Source organism: Nitrosomonas sp. Nm34, from assembly GCF_900113925.1.
Classification (GTDB): Bacteria; Pseudomonadota; Gammaproteobacteria; order Burkholderiales; family Nitrosomonadaceae; genus Nitrosomonas.
Genome location: NZ_FORD01000009.1, coordinates 46,200 through 65,677, shown reverse-complemented (window position 1 = coordinate 65,677; position 19,478 = coordinate 46,200). Strand labels below are relative to the sequence as shown.

Annotated in this window: 14 protein-coding genes; 3 read left to right on the top strand and 11 right to left on the bottom strand. The window is 47.8% G+C overall.

Features of this window, described 5'->3' with window-relative positions; genetic code table 11:
• Positions 1 to 306 precede the first annotated feature (306 nt).
• Positions 307 to 705 (top strand): M61 metallopeptidase family protein, encoded by a 399-nt coding sequence (locus tag BM283_RS05995; RefSeq protein WP_090690831.1) that lies wholly within the window; start codon positions 307 to 309, stop codon positions 703 to 705.
• Positions 706 to 1,774: 1,069 nt separating this feature from the next.
• Here BM283_RS05995 and BM283_RS05990 read toward each other — a convergent pair.
• The 4 genes from BM283_RS05990 to typA all read right to left on the bottom strand — a co-directional run bounded on the left by BM283_RS05990 (position 1,775) and on the right by typA (position 6,780).
• The gene (locus BM283_RS05990) at positions 1,775 to 2,899 is read right to left on the bottom strand and encodes a type III PLP-dependent enzyme (RefSeq protein WP_090690829.1); all 1,125 of its coding nucleotides are present in this window, start codon (positions 2,897 to 2,899) and stop codon (positions 1,775 to 1,777) included.
• 402 nt (positions 2,900 to 3,301) lie between these two features.
• Positions 3,302 to 4,078, bottom strand: coding sequence for a tectonin domain-containing protein (locus BM283_RS05985; protein ID WP_090690828.1), 777 nt, complete (start codon positions 4,076 to 4,078; stop codon positions 3,302 to 3,304).
• A gap of 219 nt (positions 4,079 to 4,297) precedes the next feature.
• On the bottom strand, positions 4,298 to 4,936 hold the full coding sequence (locus tag BM283_RS05980; protein ID WP_090690825.1) for a DsbA family protein: 639 nt from the start codon (positions 4,934 to 4,936) through the stop codon (positions 4,298 to 4,300).
• Between the two features lie 29 nt (positions 4,937 to 4,965).
• Positions 4,966 to 6,780, bottom strand: a complete 1,815-nt coding sequence (gene typA / locus BM283_RS05975) for a translational GTPase TypA (protein ID WP_090690824.1) — start codon at positions 6,778 to 6,780, stop codon at positions 4,966 to 4,968.
• Between the two features lie 687 nt (positions 6,781 to 7,467).
• Here typA and BM283_RS05970 point away from each other — a divergent pair.
• Positions 7,468 to 8,835: a sigma 54-interacting transcriptional regulator gene (locus tag BM283_RS05970; protein ID WP_217646448.1), complete on the top strand. Its 1,368-nt coding sequence runs from the start codon at positions 7,468 to 7,470 to the stop codon at positions 8,833 to 8,835.
• A gap of 69 nt (positions 8,836 to 8,904) precedes the next feature.
• Here the strand turns inward: BM283_RS05970 and BM283_RS05965 are convergent, their stop codons facing one another.
• Positions 8,905 to 9,708: an amidohydrolase family protein gene (locus BM283_RS05965; RefSeq protein ID WP_090690821.1), complete on the bottom strand. Its 804-nt coding sequence runs from the start codon at positions 9,706 to 9,708 to the stop codon at positions 8,905 to 8,907.
• 85 nt (positions 9,709 to 9,793) lie between these two features.
• Here BM283_RS05965 and BM283_RS05960 point away from each other — a divergent pair, with 85 nt between their 5' ends.
• Positions 9,794 to 9,976, top strand: coding sequence for a hypothetical protein (locus BM283_RS05960; RefSeq protein WP_090690818.1), 183 nt, complete (start codon positions 9,794 to 9,796; stop codon positions 9,974 to 9,976).
• Between the two features lie 264 nt (positions 9,977 to 10,240).
• Here the strand turns inward: BM283_RS05960 and BM283_RS05955 are convergent, their stop codons facing one another.
• The 6 genes from BM283_RS05955 to BM283_RS05930 form a co-directional block, all read right to left on the bottom strand.
• Positions 10,241 to 11,179, bottom strand: a complete 939-nt coding sequence (locus BM283_RS05955) for a hypothetical protein (RefSeq protein WP_139225207.1) — start codon at positions 11,177 to 11,179, stop codon at positions 10,241 to 10,243.
• 5 nt (positions 11,180 to 11,184) lie between these two features.
• On the bottom strand, positions 11,185 to 13,197 hold the full coding sequence (locus tag BM283_RS05950) for a peptidoglycan-binding domain-containing protein (protein ID WP_175492045.1): 2,013 nt from the start codon (positions 13,195 to 13,197) through the stop codon (positions 11,185 to 11,187).
• Between the two features lie 562 nt (positions 13,198 to 13,759).
• Entirely contained in the window at positions 13,760 to 15,112 is a 1,353-nt protein-coding gene (locus BM283_RS05945) for a peptidoglycan-binding domain-containing protein (protein WP_090690810.1), read from the bottom strand.
• Between the two features lie 35 nt (positions 15,113 to 15,147).
• Entirely contained in the window at positions 15,148 to 16,992 is a 1,845-nt protein-coding gene (locus BM283_RS05940) for a hypothetical protein (RefSeq protein WP_090690807.1), read from the bottom strand.
• Between the two features lie 56 nt (positions 16,993 to 17,048).
• Positions 17,049 to 18,359, bottom strand: a complete 1,311-nt coding sequence (locus BM283_RS05935) for a hypothetical protein (RefSeq protein ID WP_090690806.1) — start codon at positions 18,357 to 18,359, stop codon at positions 17,049 to 17,051.
• A gap of 26 nt (positions 18,360 to 18,385) precedes the next feature.
• Positions 18,386 to 19,042 (bottom strand): hypothetical protein, encoded by a 657-nt coding sequence (locus BM283_RS05930; protein WP_090690804.1) that lies wholly within the window; start codon positions 19,040 to 19,042, stop codon positions 18,386 to 18,388.
• Between the last annotated feature and the right edge of the window lie 436 nt (positions 19,043 to 19,478).

The following is a 19,478-nucleotide window of genomic DNA, read 5'->3' as shown; positions in this document are numbered from 1 at the left end:
GCTGGAAATTGCCGGGCAATTGTCATTTTTTTGCATACTCTCTCATGTTTTTTACACATTTTCTTTATATCTCATTAAAGCTTCTGCTTATTTTAATTTTCATCAAGAGAATATATATTTCCTCCAACTTAATTTATGTATTAAATCAGGTGTTTAGCTCAACCTGATCTGTTAAACCTAAATTAAGTTTGATTTTGCGTGTGATTTAACGAAGGCAAAGGCGTTAGTTTTAACGCTTAAGTAATTGCTGGTAAAAACAGCAAGTCCACGTTTTTTAATTTACTTATTATCTAAGGAGAAGATTCAATGAAAGCTAAATCATTAAAAATGTTTGTCGCTGCTTTTATATCATTGTTCGTCTTTACCGCAACGATGCCTGTCTTTGCTCAGACCAGTGATGATGAGGGGAAACCACAAATACAATTAATCCAGCCCACCAACTCGTGTGGAGTTACAGTCAACAATTCACCTGGTGGGTTGGGAGTAAAAATAACACAGCTTACCCCGGGGGAGCCGTGTGAACACGCTGGACTCGAAGTAGATGATCTAATCATTGCTATCGAAACTCATCCAAGACAATTCGAACCTGTAAGTACGCGGAGACAATTGGAGAACGCATTGCACAATGCACATGGAAACGTTAGATTTATCGTTCAAGATCACCGAACAGGAGATATCTTTTTGATTCGCGTAAGACTCCCGTAACGACCATATCTGGTTTTCGGCCAGGCATATACTCTTCCCATGGATTCCAGCGATCGTCTTGCAGTGATGAAGTAATGACGAATCTATGTGGAGGAGTATCAATGAAGAACTTTACTGTCACAGCCTTAGTATTCGGTTTTTGCGTCCATCAGCCAGGGTCGACGTGTTTTTAGAACTATAGTCAAATGGGGTGTATGGAGATTCAAGCGGTTACCTGTTTTTGATCTCCCGCTTGTTAAATGCCGTTAACAAATTTAACTCTGGATCCAACCAGTTAATCAAAAAGATGTTATGAAATATCTTATCTCAACACTATTACTGCTATTACTGTTCCCGCCTTTATCTTGAAGTGAGAATGCATATTTTTCTGAAAATATCCTGAGTATTGAAGAAGTTTCAGTTCCACCTGGTAAAGTTGTAAATGCTAAATTTAAATTAGCAGAAGATGGTCGATGGGATTTATTGCAATACCAATATGCTGAAGAACAAAAACAAAAGGAGGTAAGACAGATTGCTTTTGGGTTTGATAGCGGCTTTTGCTTTGGATATTGCAATACTCATGTATTGATTAATCCATACAAAATTACACTAACAAAGATACCTAACGCAACTTACTTTAGAACTTACTTTAGGGTCAGGCCTTACATTTGACACAGATAAGGAAGTATTTAAATGTGAGCGGCACGATTGCGCGCCAAATACTCAAATGAACTGAAAGGAGATGATATAAATGTCAAATGTAAGGCCTGACTCTGAGGTGTAGTCAAGCTCTACCTCGTGCGTCTTTCGGTAACGGTTAGATTTCGTGTTCCCTAGCACACTCATCGCCCGCACTCGGCCTCACTGCTGTTCGTGTTCTTACGGTCGTGCTTTTGCTACGCGCTTCTTTCAGGTTAACCTCGCGGTTTCCCCCTTGCGCCTCACTACGGTTGTCGTTACTAAGTCCGGTTATCTCCTCTCAGATAACAAGTTTTAACCCATGCCGGGCACACTAGGCGTAATAGGCGAAGCCGTATTGCGCCACCATGATCAGATTTAACATTCTTGGCACATGAGCAATCTTCTACCTCTACGGTATCGAAACCACTTCTGCTGGTGGTATGCCGTTGAAGTTTGTGGCTGTTGCCCAGGAATAGGCACCAATATTTTCACAATAGACAAGATCTCCGATCTCCAATTCTGGCATATCTTCGCTCACTGAGATGATGTCCAGCGAATCACAGGTCGGTCCGGCAAGGGTAGTGATTTGTGTGACCCCTCTACGGAAGGTACGGTACTGGTATTTCGCGTGATCGTAGATGATGCCGGACAATGATCCGTACACGCCATCATCAAGATAATACCAATGCTTGTTGCCACGAATCGATTTTCCCACAACCTGCATGACCAGATAGCATGCCGGCCCAACGAACGCCCGGCCTGGCTCAGCGATTATCTGGACATCCGGACCGAACAGGCGTTTCAATTCCTTTTTTATTTGGATGGACATAGGAGCGAAGCTATCCTTATCCTGCTCAAAATGACGAATCGGAAAGCCGCCACCGATGTCGAGGATCTCCAAGGGCGACTGCTTCAGCTTAGCCTCATTGAATATCATTGACGCCATTTCAAGGGATGCGAGATAGTTCTCCTCGTTGGTATTCTGCGACCCAACGTGAAAACTCACTCCCACCGGTTTTAGTTTCATTTGAAAGGCTTTGATAAGGAGAGGAATGGCATCGACCGGCTCGGCCCCGAATTTTAAGGACAGCTCGACGAGCGAGCCGACATTCGGCACTTTTATCCTTATCAAGACGTGCGCACCCGGCGCATGTTTCGCGATCTTGTTGAGCTCGTATTCTGAATCGAATGTCATTAACCGTACACCGTGCTGGGCCGCAAACTGCAAAGCCTCTGGCCGCTTGACTGTGTTCGCAAAGATTATGCGATCGGGTGTAACGCCGAGATCGAGCACTGCTTTCATCTCCTGAGTCGACGCAACGTCGAAACCGATTCCGTACTCTGCAAATATCTTCAGCACGAAGGGATGGCTGTTCGCTTTGACCGCATAGAACGGCTTAACGCTTGGCAGTAGCGTCTGAAACTTCTTCACCTGCTCGATGAGCAGGCTCTCGCTAATCAAAAATAGCGGCGTGCCGTGCCTTTTTGCAAGGGAGCTGATGATTTTTCTCAACGCTGTCGTGTTTTTCTTCATCGGCAGGCCAATTTATGAAACCTTATATTTGACGTTCCTGATTTCTCTTTTTAGTCTGTTTCACCGCCCGGCTTACAGGGTCGTAAGGCTATAGGGTGTCAACAGGCAAAGTCATATGGCACCGCCATGACGAAGTTTAACATTCGAGCTGCTAAATATATATAGGTAAAATAAATGCTCTTTATCAATCAAATTCTATCGCTATGCTAAGTGATGACAAAAACCCAGGCAATAATTTAATTGCATACATTTTTTATAGACATACATACCTCATATCGCCTTTCAGATAACAAGTTTTAGCCCATGCCGGGCATGCTAAAGCGCCATACGCTTCGCTATTGTGCTCTGCGCGAGCTGCCAAGAGGCTGGCCAGAAGACTATCAGGTATGATTAAAAATGGAATTAGAACTGAGGAGAAAAGAATTTATGCCATAGTGTGCCATCGAAGCTGACGGCCCATGCGTCTCTGTTCCTGGCAGCGATATTTTTCAAACCACCAACTTCTTCATATTGACTGAAAGTGACACCATCATCTGATGAGCTCGATACGGTGCCATCTTTTCCGGTTAACCAGATCAAGCCATTTGGTGCAATGGCAATATCTTCTATCTCGTTTGCTGCTGTTTCGCTCCAGCCTCCTGAGGCCAACTTCCACACAGTGCCATCGGATTTCACTGCCCATACCATACTTTCTGATTTAACAGAAATCCGACTAAAATCACTTCCCTCAATCTGTATGAAGCGCTGCCCTTGATCGCTACTAAGCCATACCGTGCCATCTTTTCCAACCACCCAAACTTTTTTGCTATCGGGTGCAACAGCCACATCTTCTATTTCTTTTGCCGCTGTTTCGCTCCAGCTGTCTGTGGCAAATTTCCATAAGGTACCATTGGACTTAACTGCCCATACCACACCATCCGGTCCAACAGCTATTCGGCTAAAACCGCTCGTCTCCATCTGCGTGAGTGAGGATGCGTAGATATTATCCGACTTCCAGACAGCGCCGTTCTTGTCGGTCAGCCAGACGATGCCGTTAAGTGCGACAGTCACATCCCTCATGCCGTTTATGGGTGTACGACTCCAGATTTCAGCCTGAACTAACAAAGGATACATACCACATAGTAGACATGCGATCAGCAAACTTCGCAATAAGCGCCCTTCTCGATGAGCAGATATCATTGGCAAACCTCCCCAGTTTTTCGGCAATCCTGAATCAATCGAAACGCGGCAAGCTGTGCAGCAGAGGAATCAGTCTATATTCAATCACATCATACTACAGTTCATAAAATATCGACCTGTAGACCTGGCTACCGATACACAGCACAGCACTGCACAGTAAAGAGCAGGCTCTTTACTCCAACCCTTACCCGTGTTTCTGTACTCCTCGGTACTAAATAATCAGCTATGGCTATTAGACGTATTTACCCAGATATCGATGCGCTGACCCATGGTTTCAATCGTGCAATAGCCATTCGTCAGCAAATGAAGACCGGCAACATCCTGTCCAATAACAGTGGGAAAACCTCGAATCCCCCATTGAATAGCTTGGCGGAAATGATCCTGTGTTGTCTGTTTAGCCACATCCGACGTAAACACTTGCGAAAATGATTCGGCAGAGATACCGACATCTGTCGCGAGTTGAATCAGCGTTTGCAACTGGGTCACATCGATCAGCTCAACGTAAAAAGCATGTTGAATGGCAGCGAGTAACGGAAAGGTATACAATGAATCGATGAGCATAGCGCTAACCACAGCACGGCACGCAGGTTCGGTATCGTAAATGAACTCCGCTGGAAGAGCCCCTTCAAACGTGAAGGGTTGTCCCGTCATACGCTGGACGTTATGCCAGTGCTGCAGTATCTCTGCCCGTTTCCCGGGGGTAAGCGGTTCGGTGGTGCCGGCACGCAGCCCGCCCACTACCAGCTTCATCGTCAGGCGCTCGCCATAATCATGCCTGATGGTTTCAATGACGGGTGAAAATCCCCAGCACCAGGAGCACATCGGATCAGCGATATACCACACTATGCGCGCATTCATTTCGGCAAGCAGAGCAAGAAAAAGATAGTTTATGCAGCGGTGCGCGATGCTTTCTTACGCTCATGTTCCAGCAGTAAGCGTTTACGTATCCGTATGCTTTTTGGCGTAATTTCCGCCAATTCATCATCCGCAATGAATTCAATGGCGGATTCCAACGTGAGCTGGATCGGTGGTGTCAGCACCACGGCTTCGTCATGGCCGGAGGCACGAATATTGGTCAATTGCTTACCTTTGATCGGGTTGACCACCAGATCGTTATCGCGGCTATGAATCCCGATCACCATGCCTTCATAAACCGGATCGCCCGGACTGACAAACATGCGTCCCCGCTCTTGCAGCTTCCACAGGGCATAGGCGACTGCTTCGCCATATTCGGCAGAAATCAGTACCCCGTTTCGGCGTGCTGCAATTTCCGAGCGCATCGGTGCGTATTCATCGAAGACATGACTCATCATGCCGGTACCGCGTGTCATGGTCATGAATTCCGATTGAAAGCCAATCAGACCCCGTGCAGGGATACGATAATCCAGTCTGACCCGGCCATGCCCATCCGATACCATATCAAGCAAATCGCCACGGCGCATCCCCAGCGCTTCCATCACGGCACCCTGGTTTTCTTCATCGACATCCACCGTGAGCACTTCAAAAGGTTCGCATTTTTCCCCATTAATTTCACGAATCACCACGCGGGGGCGGGAAACAGCTAATTCATAACCCTCGCGCCGCATATTCTCCAACAAGATCGTCAAATGCAATTCGCCACGCCCGGAAACCAGGAAAGAATCAGTCTCACCCGTTTCTTCCAGCTTGAGCGCTACATTGGTGAGCAGTTCTTTTTCCAGACGCTCGCGCAACTGGCGGCTGGTGACAAACTTTCCTTCTTTGCCCGCAAAGGGAGAAGTATTGACCTGAAAAGTCATGGACAGGGTTGGCTCATCCACCTTCGGCATTGGTAACGCTTCGGGATGATCGATATCTGCCAGGGTCGTGCCGATGCTGAGCTCTTCAATTCCGTTCACTAACACGATATCGCCTGCTAATGCTTCACTCAGCGGCACGCGTTCCAGACCACGGAAACCAAACACCTGGTTGATGCGCGCTTTCTTGGGGGTTTGCTCCCCCGTCATGACCATTACCTCCTGAGCAGGCTTGAGTCGTCCGCGCGCGATGCGTCCCACGCCAATGCGTCCTACAAAGCTCGAATAATCAAGCGCATTGATTTGCAATTGCAGCGGTTCGTCAGGATTGCCAGTAGGTTCAGGCACATGCTTGAGAATAGTTTCAAACAACGGACGCATATCCGGGCTGGTTTGCTTCGGATCCAAGGTAGCATAGCCATTGAGTGCGGAGGCATACACGACTGGAAAATCCAGCTGCGCTTCCGTTGCATTCAGTTTATCAAACAGATCGAAGGTATGGTTGATCACCCAATCCGGTCGCGCACCAGGGCGATCGATCTTGTTAATGACGACAATCGGCCGTAGCCCCAGCGCCAACGCTTTTTTGGTGACAAAACGTGTCTGCGGCATCGGTCCTTCCACGGCATCCACCAGCAACAACACCCCATCCACCATCGACAACACACGCTCGACTTCCCCGCCAAAATCGGCATGCCCAGGTGTATCTACAATATTGATATGCACTCCCTCATAATCGACTGCGCAATTCTTGGAAAAAATCGTGATGCCACGCTCGCGTTCAATATCGTTGGAATCCATGACGCGTTCGGCAATGGTCTGATGCGCGGCAAACGTTCCTGCCTGATGCAGCAATTTGTCTACCATGGTGGTTTTTCCATGATCAACGTGAGCAATAATAGCGATATTACGGAGTGGGCGTGACATATAGTTTAAGTACCTAAGAATTTAACTTGAAATGGATGCGAACAAGAAATAATTATACACTAAATCAGTGACATAATCAGTGATTGTGACGACCCCTAAACTTGAACGATTCCACTAGCCCCTTTGCAGTGAGCATGCGATTCACGTAGTGATTGCACATCTCTTAAGGGAACTGCGTATCAAAAAACTGAAAATGATTATCAACTGTTAATTTATCTGCCCGAGATTTGAGCTGGGATAATCATTAATCTCTTAATTGATGATTATCCAGTTAGATAGTCAAATCTTTCATAGTTTCCAGAAAACTGAGAAATTATCTTATTTATAATGAATTGAGAAGGTGCTGCTGAACAACCGCATGGATCATATGGCTGATTTCACATATTTCTGCCATTGAAAAATTAAAATTGTATGCAAATGTAGGGTTGCCTGCCTATTTGTTATTCATTAGTATCTTGAGGCTTAAAGCTAATTGCATAGAGTAATGATCAATATTGACAGCATTACTCATAACAGAAGAGATGAGATGAGCGAGACATCGAGCCAGAGAAAATCCTCTCTAGATCAATAGCATACACTGACGTTAACTCGAAAGATTGAATTCAATTGTTAGTTTAGAAACATTCTATTTTCCTCTTTATTTAAGCATGCTCTCTCTTCGAGAATACTGAATACTGGAGGTACTAGATGACTATCAAAGTCTGGTTTCGCTGGATGGATGGCTATCAGAAACAAGCTGCTGATGAAATCGTTGATCGATTGCATCAACAGGACATCGATGTACACGACTATGATAATAGTTTTTCCTGCATGGCAGGCGTGATGTTTAGTAATGAGGTCACGCCAAAGATCTGCAAACAATTACGCGAACTTAGCCGTAATGGTCAGATAGCCGTGCTTGCCTGTTGTAACACGACTATTACGGGTGATGCCGTCTGGCAGCTATTGGAAGCAGGCGCTTGTGACGTCTTAGTGAGTTCGCAAGATAATACCCTCATCCATGAGATCATTGCTCGTCTTCAACGCTGGGGGGCGGTGCACCGTCTGGTGAATTCACCCGTAGTGCAGAATGTATTAGTGGGAGAAAGCCAGGTTCTGAAGGCGATTCTACGTCAAGTGGTGGAAGTGGCCCATTTCACCGATGCGTCGGTTTTGATCCTTGGTGAGAGTGGTACTGGCAAGGAATTGCTGGCAAATCTCGTGCATGCCTTGGATCCCCGTGCGAACAAGGGCAATTTGGTCATTCAGGATTGTACCACGATCGTGCCGGAATTATCCGGCAGCGAGTTCTTCGGTCATGAGCGGGGTGCTTTTACTGGCGCGGTGTCTTCCCGTGATGGGGTGTTCGCGCTTGCCAACGGTGGTACGTTGTTTCTCGATGAAGTAGGAGAACTCCCTCTGACACTGCAAGCCCAGCTATTGCGGGTTATTCAAGAACATACCTTCAAACGTGTCGGGGGCAACACTTGGCAGCAAACTTCCTTCCGCTTGATTTGCGCCACCAATCGCGATCTTTGCGCACAAGTGCAACGCGGTGAATTCCGTGCGGATCTCTATTACCGTATCGCCAGTTATGTTTGCCATTTGCCGCCTTTACGGGAACGTCCTGAAGACATTCTTCCCTTGGCCAATCACTTCCTGAAGGTATTCCTCCCCAATCAAGGCCCCCCTGAGCTGGATGCTTTAGTACAGGAATACCTGCTGCGTCACGAATACCCTGGCAACGTACGTGATCTCAAACAGGTTGTAGCACGTATGCTCTGCCATTACGCCGGGCAAGGAGCAATCACGGTAGGCTGCATCCCTCCGGAAGACCGACCAAATCATACTGGTTACTGGAGCACATGGTGCGACGGTGGCTTTGAGCGCGCTATCCGCGTCGCTCTGACGCGCGGTGTGAATCTCAAAACCATCAGTCGGGAAAGTAAAAATGTCGCTATCCGAATTGCTGTGAATGAAGCTAGCGGCAACCTGCAAAAAGCTGCCCAGCGTCTGGGCGTTACTGACCGTGCACTTCAGATGCGTCGGGCAGCGCAGCGCCAGGAAAATTTTTAGCGTATCTCACAAAAATAACCAAATACGCAACAAGATAGACAATATGCTCTATCTCACATGACCAATAAGCTAAAATCGAGCGCTTGCAGTCATTATTTTCGCTGAACCAGCTAACTTGCCTGTCACTATTGATGATTTGCCATTTCTAGCTACGCTAATTAAATTTAGAAAATTTCCTCCTGAAATCAAGTTTTCCTGGGATGGCGGCAGTCCTAATGCCTTGATCTTGGTCAGTTCAACTCCCGGATGCAGCCACGGCCCGTCGGAGCCAAACAAGAGTTTATTTGCTCCCGCTCGTTTGACGGCTTGTTTCAGCAAATCAAAGCGTCGTATACCAGAAGTATCAGCGTAGATATTCGGATGGCGAACCAGATGGTCGATCACAGCAAGTTGAGCACGCCAGTCATCGGCAAAACTGCCGAGATGCGGAATGATAAAGTTAACATCTGGATATTCTTGAGCAAGTAGCTCGCAGACCGATACTTCACCCGCTACATCGTACAGCACCGGCAAATTGTAAATGCGCGCAACTGCACAGATTTCGCGTGTGATGGAGGCATCGTGGCGGTGAACTTTGATGCCCACGAAACCATAGCACTCAACGGCAATCTTGACCAGTTCATGCACACGTCCCCGATCACGTGCAGAATGGACAAAAGCAAAGCCGAAAAAGCGCTTAGGATTCTTCGATACGATGCGTGCCACTTCTTCATTGGCTATGGCATAGTTTGAATGAAAAGCAGCAAACAGTACCGTTTTGTGTATTCCTGCTGCTGATGCGCGTCGCAGATAATCGTGCAATGCTGCCCGGGTGTCCCAAGGGCCGGTCAAGCCATCGCCTGTTCCGGCATGACAGTGGCAATCAATGATCACGGTCCACCTCCTCTTAGAAATTAAAAGGGACTTACCATCTCAAGAGATGGAGCATTTGGTTAGGAATAGCCGATGAACTATCCATATGAGCGCTCCGCCCTCGACAAACAAGATTCCACCGTCAGCAGGAGCCACGGACGAGGCGACCGAAGCATTGGCAATCGCGATGACGCTCTGTCCTGCTCCAAATTGGCTGGTAGTCTCTAAACAGATATTGCCACCGGCTGAACGACAATTTCATATTTCCCCGCGGGAGCTATCTGGTTAGTGTTGACCAACTCGATATCTGGGCTCGGTCATTGATTCTGATGAAACTGCGCCCCCGCGTTTACCTGCTTATTTGATACGCAACACAGGTTGGTTATACTCGGTTTGTCGCACCCACCTTTAAAACGGCAGATGCAGAGTCAAGTTTTCTATCATTTATGTAATAGAGACAGTAGCCCCTGTATTTCTCCTGTAAGTTGGGATGTTTTTCTTGGGCAGAAGACGTTTTCTGTTTGCTCCAGTTTTCAAACTCGTTCTCTGGCTTTTACTGTTCCTCATTCAATTCATCAAGAAATTCATCAAATTCTTCAAGTTCCGGTTGGATACCTTGTCTTTGTTCCAGCGCAAGCCCATCCTCAAGAAAGCGGACAAAATAATCAGTAACCTGCTGAATTTCTGCAGATAAGGGAAGCAACTTGCTATTAACCCTCATGATGTCATCTACCCGCTTGCGCTTGGCAGGCTCCGCGCCATGGTACAGTGCGCCTGTCACCCAGAAATATTTCAGATATCCATGGGTATGAATAGCAATCGTCTGCCAAGCTTGTCTGGAGAGCTTGGGAGGTTTCTTGCCAGGCTCCAGCGGTAACTCCGCCACGCCTTTCTCGTTCTTCGAGTTAGCAATAAAATCATGATACCGGCGAAGGCTTTTCTTGCCATAGTAGGCATTCAGATTATCTGCTAAAGAACGTGAGGAATCATAGACGCTTCCGATATTGATTCCATCGATATCTCCAATTAAATCAGACCGGCTCGCTTCCCTCACAAGATAGTAATTCAGGTCCAGTGGATCGTTTTTGTCTATGGGGTTCCCGTATTTGTCAGTTGCAAGCCAAAAATGCTGAATATAACGTTGCAAAGCACTACCCAAATCGCCCGACCAAGTCACGATTAGTTCCGGTCGGATTGGTATTGGAACACTCTGATTCTTATTCGGCTCCTGCTTTGGCGAGCCTTCAATCCCGGCAAGTACATGTCCTATTTCAAGCCACTCTCCTTTGTCATAGAGCATTTTGTAGAGCCGAAGCCGCTTTTCTGCGGCTTGTTGCGCGGGATTACAATGTTTGGGCTTGGCTTGAAGCCGTTCTTCATCGGGAGTGCAAAACTTAAACAGTGGCTCTACGTTCCGATGTCGATACAATATCCAGTTGAATGGCCCGATGAACTGGGGTTCTCTGGCATTACCATGAAAAACCTTTCGCACCGAGGCTAGAAACTGCAAGTGGGTTTGCCACCCAGGGCGGGTCTTCTCCTTAGGGTCAAAACGACCGATAGGAACCCGGCCAGGTCGATTAGCTCCACCACTACTTTGGTTCCAAACCTCTTGCCGTTTCTCAGCGCCAATATCACTTTTATTGTGAGACGGCGAACCAGGTAAGGTTTATAGCCGATCCAGGTCGATGTGGTAAACGCCCCGTCGCGCTTGACAGAAGAGAAACTTGCGCTACTTGAAGAGATAGCGCCGCCAATTTCAACATTGGCCCATACCTTACCCAAAAGCCATTGGCTACGATCGAGATCGTAATCATAGTTCCGACGGGTTCCCGCTTTTTCAATTTGAACCCTTCCGCTTAGCTTTACCGATCCATTGTATGACGATGGAGGTTTTCTAATAAACCCCTGGTATTGCCCACTATCCCCTAACGTCAAGATAATCTCAGGAAGGCCATCGATCTTGAGCTTGTCAAGCGACAGCACCGGCATTGTGCCACCTTCTTCAAATTCCTCTTCGCTCAATTGGCCAATATATTCATCATATTTTTCATTTTCCGGTTTCTTGAGCGCCCAGTTTTCTTCCCGTTCGTCATAATCCTCGATTTCTTGCTGGCGCTTTTCACTCTTACGAATGACACTTTCCCAGAAAGATGAACGACACTTAATATGAGCCGCATAGTCATTATCTAATGGAAAGACTGGCGGCTGCGTTTGCAGAAAATGAATTGGAAATGCTCCTCGTCGATAGGTCGAGTGAGCCATGATGTGAGTGGCAATCCATTCATTCACGGCTGCCTGTGCATCTGCTGCACAAAATGCTTCAAATTCGTGATTCAGGACATTGATGAGGATGGCCAATCGGCCACTAGGCATACTAAATACCTGGGTTCGACGATTGCGCGCTAATCGATCAACAGCTCCCCGACTAATATCAAATCTTCTTAGGGGTCCCATGCCACTACGCACATCAGGAGCACAGAGGTGATCAGCTCCAAAAAACTTCCGAAACTCATACAGTGAATCCAAGTCTTTCCCGATGTTGCATGCACGAAATTGGATCTCACGGATGCCTTGGGCTTGCAAGCGCAGCATTTTATTGATAAGCCTATTCACTCGATCTTGTTTGTTGGTAACTTTTCCGGGGAATAGGGAATCCACGAGTGAGTTGAGGCGAGCTTGAACAATCCTCTTAGCTGCATCTACTGTGGAGACTTTGGGGGTTATCTTTGGCCATCCAGCCACCATCTGTTGCCATGTTTTGGAATGCATGACTTCCACAATCCGCCGCCATCTATCTAAATCCATCCCAGAAGCTCGTCCCCAGAAAGTATCACTTTCTTTAGCCCAGCGGACCAAGGATCGAACAGATTCAATACCCCCCAGGATGAACAAAGCATTTTTTGTTGCAGATATTCTAGTTGAGCTTGCCAAAGGCATAGTCAAGCCATAAGGGTTCCCATGAGCATCAATCACGAAGTTCTTTTGATTCGATGCCAGCATCAGATCGATGAGATTCTCGAAATTTGACGGTTTCAAGATGGTTATTCGTTGAACTTTTAAATTTCCAAGCTGCGGAAATGAGTCAAAGTATTTTTTTCCGTTCTTGTCAGCGACAAAAGCATCTGCTTTTCCACTATCACTAACCTCAGCCAATAATTCCGCATATTCGGCCGGGTCGGTTAAGCCGCCGGTTTGTCCCTTTTCAGATTTCTTCGCTTCGACCAAGGCGCGCCGGGTCTCCGAGCCGGCGATGCCGTTGGCCCTAAGACCCCGCTGTTGCTGAAACCGGCGCAACGCGCTCCGCATCGCCGCGTTCATAATGCCGGTGACCGGGAGCCGTAGACCCAAAACCTGATTCAATGAACTTTGCACCCAGTGGACGAACGCAGTGCCGTGCACGGGACAGGCACAGGAGACAGATTCACCTTCAACCTTGTCCACAAACAACGGAGGAGATGAATACCTCCATATACGGCGCTTGGACGACCAAGGCGTGCTGCCCCGCATTCCCTCCTTCCATTTGGAGTAGGTTAGCTCAGCACCGAAAGTCTCTGGATCGAATTCGCTCTCTTCTTCCCCAAATTCGGAAGAAGCCTTAAATGGCTGCTCTTTAAAACTGTATTCATTGCTCATGACTAAACTCCATAATTATTCTTCCAATGTGCTGGCGTTTATTCCGGGCTTACAGCGGTTATTCACAGAACAGAAGAGTAAAGGGTGTCCTCATCAAGGCGGTAGAAACAGCAACCATTCGCGATCCTCTGGTAAGTTGTTCCTGGCAAAGAATGCGTTTTCCTCGATAGTGTTCGCCCTCTCTACAATGAAATTCACTCCGACCCTATTTCACTTGCATTCATTTTTGTTCTCCATTTTTAGGACCCCCGGCTAATTACGTTTTTATGATATTTGTCGCCGTCTTCACTCCTAATTCATTTCATTCTTGAAGTCGGTATTTTTGGAAAGTTGTTGGTGAACTCCGCGACACGCCAACTCAGCCTCACGAATATCCTCACCAGTAACTAGCCAAAATTGCCTCATCCCAATTTTTTTCACAAGAAATAAACCATGGTCAAAAGTTAGATATGGCTTTCCTCTCGGCTATTGCCTGAGGACCCCATATACGCCGAGGGTCCAGAAAAGAAGGCTCTCTGAACTTTTCTTCATCAAACGGCTCAACATCTAGGAAAAACAGCTTGCCAGGTATGGGGGCATTCGCGCTTGAAGGTTCGGAGACTTTTATTAAACCGAAAGTTAGGTGAACCAGACCATTTGATTTAGTATTGAGGTTATCCAAGCGGCAAGTTATGCGGTTCTTATCAATCTTAGTGTTCAATGTCATTGTTGCAGATGGACTTTTAGCGTCACGCACCAATTCGAATACGTCAATCCGGCTTTTCTGGAGGTCGGGAGTGAAAGTGGCAACGGCGCTAGCAACTCCAAAAGGTTTCACGACTGGTCTTGAGCCACTTCTTTTGCACGCGAGCCTTGACCTTAAGTCTACGGTCGAAGAAAACAGGTACCAAGCCAGCATTTTCTTCTGCTGGTCAAACAGCCCAAACACGACATTGATGTTTCGTTGTCCACCACAGCGCACCTCAAAACTGCTCAGGCCGCGTACCCAATGCGCGGGGTGCAAGAGCGGGGCCTTCTCAATGGTAATTTTTGCTCCCATCTTTGTAAGCGCTCGGCCGACTGGTGTGTTCTGTAGGCGCTTAGCCAGGGCCTTGCTCTGACGCTCTCCAGCGGCTTCTAGCCGCTCGAATTCAAAGTCGAATTCTGCAGTAAGTGGTACCTTGACCGATGCAAGCGGTGTCACCATATCTGTCTCAGCAGGTTTTGCAGCAACACTGCCGGGTGATTTTCCACTTCTCACCGCAATTAGCGCACGTTCTGTATCAGGACCGGCAATGCCATCGACGGGGAGCCCTTGGCGCTGCTGGAAGCTGCGAACAGCGCTCCGTGCCGCCGGATTCATGATGCCGGTAACCGGGAGTCGCAGTCCCAAAACCTGATTCAACGTGTTTTGCACCCAACGCACATACTCGCTGCCATGCCGTGGACAGTTAGGCGCTGGGCAGGTGCAACTATGGGGTGCTGTTATAACGCCCGCAGGCCAGCGCCTATATTTCCCGTGTTTATGAAACGGATAGTTACCACGAGGTTTAGGTTGACCTGATGAGCCAGGTCTTCGGTAAGCAGCAGGCCTAAGCCCGGTTGGACGCATAGGCATACGCTGCCCTCTTCTGATTTCGGCCTCCCATTCTGCCTCGCCTAACTCCGTGTCGAATTCAGCGCTTGATCCACACTCATAACCAGGGTTTCCGTCCAGTTCCCAAAAGTTATCAGTTGCCTCATCCTCGAATTCATCCATTTCGAATGTATTGCCGCCGCTTTCGGGTTCTAGATTCAATGCATATTTCATAATTGATCTCCTTCAGACTTTACTCTGAGCTGCAATCAGCTTCGCTCAATGCGCAGACGGTTCGCCATTTTGTTTGTCAAGGGTCCATACCCCGTCCGCCGGATATTCGCCAAACGCTGATTAGGGCCGGCAACCCTATTTTTTGGCTGCTGCATCGCGAGTCGTTTTTGAAGCAATAGAGATGGCTGTGCATAACGCGCTTCCGCTGCGCGGGCATCGACGGTTTCCGAAGTTAGATCAACCCCCGACACTGCATAGTAGGCATGTATATAGCGCTGAATTTCAGGCCGCCAGTCACGCGCCCAATTTCTGGCCTGTTCCTGATTATTAATATCAATCCAATCGCCATAGCGGATGGAGAGCAAGATCTGCTCCCCTTTTATGGCGAGTTCATGGAAATGTGTGACGGTGACATCCGACCAGCCCTGTAAGCGCTTCATATCATCCACTGCCCCCATCCATGTTTCCTGGTATGGCACAGAATAACGGCCCCGCAAGAACTCCTTCGTTTCGGGCCGTGCCAGCATCCATTGCATCAGCAACATCTCATGGCGTGCAGTCCATGGTAAATCGCCGAACTGGTTGATCGCTCCTTCCGCCAGAATAATATGTACTTCTCGCAGGGCGTTGAGTAATGAGAAAGCATCGGCTTTGATGGTGTTATCATCATCTTCACGGTAAAACAATACTGTACGATAAAGCAAATTATGAAATGCCTTGATAAACTGGGAGCGGCTATCGGCAGATTCCAATTTGGGCACAGCTTTACCTACCAGAGTAATGCCGTATTGACTGTCGTATTCGTAGCAGCGGCGTTGTATGCTTAACCGATTAGGCTCATCCTGGATATATCCCCAAAGAATATTATTCAGAGGACGTAAAGAATCAAGTGCCAGATTCGCCAGCGGATCCTTTGCGTGCCGCTTCTTGTTTTGGAATCGCAGGGAAATGGCATTCATTGTCTGTACCAGCATGCCTTCCTCGTGCCAATAGGACCAGATGAGCTCCAGGAGGCTCGGGCAGCTGAGCCGATGTTGCAGAATAATATTACAATACGGCGGTCCCTCTTCAGTGCTCAAATTCAATGAAGGAAGAGCGCTGACGATACGTTTCAAATAAGGTAGTGCTCTGTTAGCGCCTAAGGTGGTTGTGAGATAACGCTCTAATGTACCCTGGAGCGTTCCAAAAGAAGTATCATTTAGGTTACCCCGCTCTTTTTCTACCGGCACATTGTCATCACATTTACGTCCGCGAAGACCAGAAGAATTAGGTACGAGAAATCGACCACTGCCAGGATCTCTTGCTCCTTCAATCACGACTCCGCTTTCAAACAGCAAAAATGCCTGTGTCGCTAGCTTTAATAACTGATAGGCATCGGTGCCATAAATGCCGGGTCGCCTGCATAATTCTTCATACCTTTCATTAATCGACGGCGATCCGATCGAGCTGGTTTTAACGAAATTATTAGATGCTTCAATATCTGAAGTACTACACGGCATATTTCGACAGTTATCCGATGTAGAGCTTATCCCTATTGGACCTGAATCCTCAAACTCTGGACAACATACTGCTCTGCCCTGGTCAGATGTGCGGGGGGCGCAAAATACTCGCTCGATAAAATTATTGTATTGTTCAAAGCTAATAGCATTCGTGCGATCCCGTATCGCTGCCCAAAGTGCCTGGTCGTCCGTTGGCGTTCCTGCCGAAGGCTCCAAAGCTGTGCTTGTCTGCCTAACGAAACCTGCATCGAAATACGCAGTCGCTTTTTGTATAAGCGTCGTGATTGCACTTCCCCCCTCTATATCACTATATGTTCCAGTAGAATGGTGAATTCGAATGCGATTTTCTCCAAGATCATTGTCGTCCTTTTCATTTTCCATAATATTTCTCCTCAATTAAAATCAATTGCACCCCTTGTGCTATGCCACCCTCAGGTTCATGAAGATACCTTGGCTATCGGGGGTGTTAGTTCAGGCATTACACAGGCCGCATGAGTTTTTAATGTGCTGCGTATTGCCCAATGGGTCAGCAGCTTGGCCAAAATTGCGCTCTCCTGTTCCGGACTCATCCTGCCATCGGATCGTGCTTGCCCAATCACCGCAAATACCAAAGTCGGAGCAGTGCGATACATCGCTGCGGGCGTCCGCTGCCAGTGATCAAAATAAGCATTTAATCGATCAGGTTGACGATTGGCGGTATCCATGACATCAATTAGTGACTGGCCATGCAAACTTCGAGGCTGATGGTGAATTAACAGGTTGATGAACTCAGGTATCCCGGCTTCAAGCTGATTAACTAAGGTATAACCAGCCGTATCCAAGTCTGCCTTTGGATAAAACGACTTCCAGAGTTGGGCCAGTCGAGGCCACTGCGGATGAGGATAAAGTGCCTGTCCGATAGCGCAACTTAGGATGACCCGAATCCATGGAAAAGGATGGGAATCATTCATATTCATGCGAAAGACAAACGCCCGTGGCAGACTTACCACCCCCATCAAGCCAAGGGTTGAAGTCACCCCTACCCTGGCAACCGACCAGAAATCCGCAACAATTTCCGATATCCACCGTTCCCAGTAACGCCAAATACTATCCTTGACCTCACGCTCCTGTTGTTGCAATACCTGCCGAAGGGAGTTGGTGAGATTCAGCAACGCCGCCGCTTGGTGACCAACCTCATGGATCAATGATGAGGCAATGCCACTACCAATCATCCGCTCGCGCGGCACCCGAATCACGGCCACCGGATTTTCTCCACCACCCGGCAAGCGGGTCCTGGCCCGGCGGATCGCCGCACCCGAGCCACGATCGAGATAACAGATCACGGGAGGTGGCACATAATAATCCTCCAACCTCAATGCATCAGCGGCCACGACATCCAGCCCAGCTAACCAGATACCTATTTCATATTCACTGCGTTGCGTCAAGGCATCTGCAAAAATATCAAGCTGTGAAAGCGTTGCGTTGAAGCGTAGCCGCAGTAAACTCAAACGCTGCTGCGCCTCAGCTGGACGGGTGCTCTCATCGTCCAGGCCTTGCAACCAGTGCAAATAGGATTGCACCTGCAACCGCAATGCATGTCGCCCTGCCATCAGATAGCGATCAATTGCGGTTTGAGCCGATAACGAGGCATTTGCCGCCGGCACAGTTGACTCGGTCAGTACAAACGGTTTTACCTGAGACAGCCGAACTAGCATGGCACGAGCCTCTTGCATTAACATCCAGCGCACATAAACAGGTTTGTTCACCATGAGTGACACTCCAATCAATGCAATGACTACTTGACGCCATACAGAATGATCTTGCTGCCCCGTCTGACCCAACGCCCACTGCGGCCACTACCCGGCAGCGACATAGTAGACATGGACATAGCGGAAGGGGCAGGGCGTAACAGGCCGGGCGCATGCTGCTGGGCTGATGTTATCGCGGCAGATTTTGCCGCTACCTTTGGTTCGATATGAGGAGGGGCACCGGCCGCTTGCTCCGCCGCCGTACTGGCAAAACGTACGAACTGTTTTGCCATTTCAAATTCTTGATCTTCTTCGCTTAGCCCTTCCAGCTCCATACCGTAGATTTCGTTTCCAGCTTCTGCCAATTGACTGGCCAGTGCACCGCCTACGGGACCACCAATCGCTGTGCCTAGCATTGGCAGTGCTTTTTGCGCAGCGCTCTTCAGAATGCCCCTTAGTGCAATGCCGGTTGGAGATTTAATATACTTGCCTACTTTGCTTCCGATTTTTTTGAACAGCTTTCCGATAAATTGATCGAGTTCTGCTTCATCTGTCACACCTAGCAATTCTGCTGCCAAATCCATTTCCTCGGCTTCATCGAGTACTCCTTCCATATCAGCATATTCAAATTCACCGAACTCATAACCAGCTTCAGGTTCCATCTCTGGCTCATATTCCATCATTGTGCGATCAATATCATGCATGGCTTAGTCCTCCAATTTTTAGATCTTCGTTACGCATCGGGTTATGATCAAATCAGTCATCAGGTCTTGCGTTAACGTGTTTGGTTTCATTCTCGTCAGGTCAGCCTGTTCAACCTTGGTTGCCTTCAAATAGATATGCGCAAGGATCGTGCCAGAAATGGTTGCTGCCAGAGCACTTGGTTTAAAAATTACTTAATAGGTTGAAAATATGATGAAATAATTAACCGATCTGAGGCATCATATGGAAAAGGAACTATGAAATTTGGCGAAACTAGCTTCGCCAAAGTAATAAAACAATTCGTGGGAAGCGAAAAACATTTCGGCAAAAGCCGTTAGCATTAATAAAGCTGGTACTAGCCGTATGTTCTGGGCAATTTGAATTGAAAAAAACTTTCAGGATGGCGTATGCTGGTGATTGCGTCGCCAAGAAGCATAA